This window comes from Candidatus Cyanaurora vandensis (genome assembly GCF_013285555.1).
GTDB classification, from domain to species: domain Bacteria; phylum Cyanobacteriota; class Cyanobacteriia; order Gloeobacterales; family Anthocerotibacteraceae; genus Cyanaurora; species Cyanaurora vandensis.
Window position 1 is genome coordinate 1 of sequence record NZ_JAAXLT010000201.1, and the last position, 3,339, is coordinate 3,339.

4 protein-coding genes are annotated in these 3,339 nt (G+C 56.2%); 3 read left to right on the forward strand and 1 reads right to left on the reverse strand.

The genetic code is table 11. The features are described from left to right. Window positions 1-249: 249 nt before the first annotated feature. Window positions 250-1,293, reverse strand: coding sequence for a pyridoxal phosphate-dependent aminotransferase (locus HFM78_RS14285; protein ID WP_287130127.1), 1,044 nt, complete (start codon window positions 1,291-1,293; stop codon window positions 250-252). Between the two features lie 84 nt (window positions 1,294-1,377). On the opposite strand from HFM78_RS14285, the gene HFM78_RS14290 reads away from it, so the two are divergent. The 3 genes from HFM78_RS14290 to HFM78_RS14300 form a co-directional block, all read left to right on the forward strand. Next, window positions 1,378-1,680, forward strand: coding sequence for a DUF3471 domain-containing protein (locus tag HFM78_RS14290; protein WP_287130128.1), 303 nt, complete (start codon window positions 1,378-1,380; stop codon window positions 1,678-1,680). 159 nt (window positions 1,681-1,839) lie between these two features. After that, complete coding sequence (locus tag HFM78_RS14295) at window positions 1,840-2,688, forward strand: carotenoid biosynthesis protein (protein WP_287130129.1); 849 nt, start codon at window positions 1,840-1,842, stop codon at window positions 2,686-2,688. Beyond that, window positions 2,689-3,339 (forward strand): glycosyltransferase family 2 protein (locus HFM78_RS14300; RefSeq protein ID WP_287130130.1); only part of this gene is annotated, 651 nt, incomplete at its 3' end.

The following is a 3,339-nucleotide window of genomic DNA, read 5'->3' on the forward strand; positions in this document are numbered from 1 at the left end:
CAGTGTGGCTGTGTACTAGACCGTGACCACAATGCAGCCTTGAATATTCTGGCAGCAGGATTACAAAGTACCCAGGGGCACTGGGAAACGGCAACGCTTAGGGAGAGCATAGCCCCTACGACAGAGGCGCAATCCGATGTTGCAAGCTGACGCGTGGAACCAAGAGCTGGGCGGTAGCACCCAGCTATCCCCCGGCTTTAGCCGTGGGGAGTGTCAACCAAAACATTAGCTGCTTCCTCCCCCACTACTTCATTTAGCTAAGACTTGGCTCAGTAGTTGCAATCCCGTCTGAACAACTTCCGGGTCAGCCCCCCAACTCAGCCGAAATCCGTGGGGCTCCCCAAAAAATACGCCCGGTACTGCCAGCACCCCATGGTCCGCACAGCCCTGCTCAAGGACCGGACGCAAATCGCGCTCCGCCCGCACAAACCCAAAAACCCCTTGCTTGGGAGCCTGCCAAGTCAAGTTCGGTTGTTGGGCCAACCATTGCTCAACCAACTGGAAGTTAGTCCGCGCTCGTGTCTGACTCAACTGCCAGAAATATTCCCGATGTGCCAAAGCTGCTAACCCCAAGGCCGCACAAGCCGGGGGATTACTACCATTCAAGTAGCGCAAAACGGCCTCTGTCCCCTGGACAATCTCCGGGGGAGCAAAAAGCCAACCACAGCGCAGAGCCCCCAACCCATAAACCTTGGTGAGAGAACTCAAGGCGATGATGCGGGGGTGCAAGTGGCGATGGGTAGTTAGTTGGGGCGACAAAAAATCCTGGTAGACCTCATCCACCACCAACCAAGCCCCCTCTGCTTCACACCACCGGGCAAGCTCCAAAATCTGCGCAGTAGTCAGCACGGCTCCAGAAGGATTGTGGGGATCAGAAAGTACCAACGCCCTCACGCCCTGCCCAGTCCAAGGTGCTAATTGTTTTGCCGTCAAGTCCCAATCATTCCCCCGCTGCAAAAATTCCACCCGGGCACCCAGGGCTTGAGGGACGGCCCACAGGGGTTCGTAGGTCGGATGTTCAACGAGGACCCGGTCGCCCGGTTTCAGCAGGTGGGCCAAAGTGATGAAAAGGGCTTGGGAAGTCCCTAGGGTTAGTTGTACATCTGTCGTAGGCAATGCGTAGTGGTGAGCCAGGGTTTCTTTGAGCGTATTGAGGGCGTTGTAATCGTCGAGGGCAGGTAAGGGTAACAACCGGGCTAGGTCAGGACTTGCCGCGCTACTGGTGGCGAGGTCATAGCGGATGCGCCCGTAGTAGGGGATGAGCCAAGTCAGGTATTGTTGGGGTGCAAACATCGGTGCAGGCTAACAACCTCCTTACGGTACACTACGAATCGGCGTGCTTTTACCTCTAAATAGGTAGAGCAGGTCCAGGGACGAGTGCAGGATGATAGGGCAGAGCTAGGGAATGAATTCATGCCAGCCGAGGAATACACAGGTACCTACCGTTTCGTACCTTTCGTTGAGATCCAAGTTACCAGCGAGGGCAGTGCTCTTTTTGCTCAGGTGACGGGATTCCCCAAGGCGCAACTGGAACGAGCCGAGAACGGAGAGTATTTTTTTAAAGAGGTGGATGCCCAAATCACCTTTGTCCGCAATGGACAAGACCAAGTGCATAGCCTCCTCCTCCGGCGTAACGGGACTCAGTTCCCCCCGGCTCGCCGGGTCGGGGTTACTAAATAGTGATAGAGCTAATTGCTCTATCTTGCCAGTTCAGACCCGTGGGGGTCTACAATCTGGTAAAGTTTATGAAGTTTTGCAAAGCTGCCAGACGGCTGGCATGTTTCCTGCCCACCTAATTTACGGAGCGTCTTTCATACAATGAACTCTCAATTCCTAACGGTGAGCAAAACGGCACTGGTTGCCCTACACATTTTCTCGATGCTCTTTGGGCTGTACGGGATGGTGATCCTGCCCCGGATGCCGGATTTCATGAATAGTCTGCCCCCGGTCGGGCAACAGATTTACGACTTTGGTATGTCGCGGGGCGGAGCTGCCTATATTATTTTCGGTGCGCTCGCGTTGGTGATCCACGGGGTGCAGATTATTGGTTTGCGTAAAACAATGCTCTTTTTTATCCCGGCCTGTCTGATTTCTTTAGCTAGTGAGCTTTTGGGGACGAGTACCGGGTTTCCTTTCGGGGCCTACACCTACACCGAGGGCTTGGGGTTCAAGATTGCGGGTTTGGTACCGTTTACAATTCCTTTGTCCTGGTTCTATATCGGGTTCTCGACCTATCTGCTCTCGCGGGCGGCCTTCCAAGAGGTGCGCGGGATCTGGGGTGTGGTCGCGCCGCTGCTGCTCGGGGCTTGGTTGTTGACCGCTTGGGACTTGGTGTTGGACCCGGCGATGAGTATTGCTTCTAGTTTCTGGGTGTGGTTGGAGTCGGGGCCGTTTTTTGGGATGCCGATTCAGAATTTTGCGGGTTGGTTTGGCACGGGGTTAGTCTTCATGGCGGTGGCCCGTTGGTTATGGAAAACCGATGTCACCCTCAACCGCGACCAATTGGCCCTGCCCTTGGTGGTCTACACCGCGAATATCCTCTTTGCCGTGGCCCTGAGTCTGGGTGCCCTCGATATTGACTTGCGAATTCCGGTGGCGATGGGTCTTTTACTAGGACAAGTGCCTGCCTGTGTGTGCTGGTGGCTGGCGGGTAACAAAGCTCCCGTCCTCGATCCAGCGGCGGAATAGATGGTTTGGTGGCTCTTAGTCGGATTGCAGGGCGGGGCTTTACTTTTGTTGTTCATGCGACTGAGCCGGGGCCGTACCCGTCGCCCTCCGCTCGCGCCTCAAAATGAAGGTCCCTCAACGACGGTCTCGGTAGTTATCCCGACGCTTAATGAAGCGGAACGACTAGGACCTTGCCTAGAAGGTTTACATCAACAGGGACCACTCCTGACGGAAATTATTGTCGTGGACAGTCGCTCCCAAGACGGGACCGTGGCTCTTGTCGAAGCGATGGCCCGGCGTGACCCGCGCTTTCGGGCCGTAACCGATGACCCATTGCCCCCTGGCTGGGTGGGTCGTCCTTGGGCGTTGCAGTATGGGTTGGACCGTGCTCAGGGGGTCTGGGTGTTGGGGATTGATGCCGATACTGTGCCCCAACCGGGTCTGGTGGCAGCGATGGTCCAGCAGGCGGTGGATTTGAAGTATGACGCGCTCTCCTTGGCTCCCCGTTTCATTGTCAAGACGGCTGGGGAGAACTGGCTGCACCCGGCGTTACTCCTCACTTTGGTCTACCGTTTTGGTCCCACCGGAGCAGTCCAGGACCCACCTCCAGAGCGGGTAATGGCGAATGGGCAATGTTTTTTGGCACGGCGGGCAATGTTGGTGGGGGCGGGG

Coding starts and splice junctions, on each gene's coding strand:
- HFM78_RS14285 (WP_287130127.1), bottom strand. CDS start 1,293: ATGTTTGCACCCCAACAATACCTGACTTGGCTCATCCCCTACTACGGG.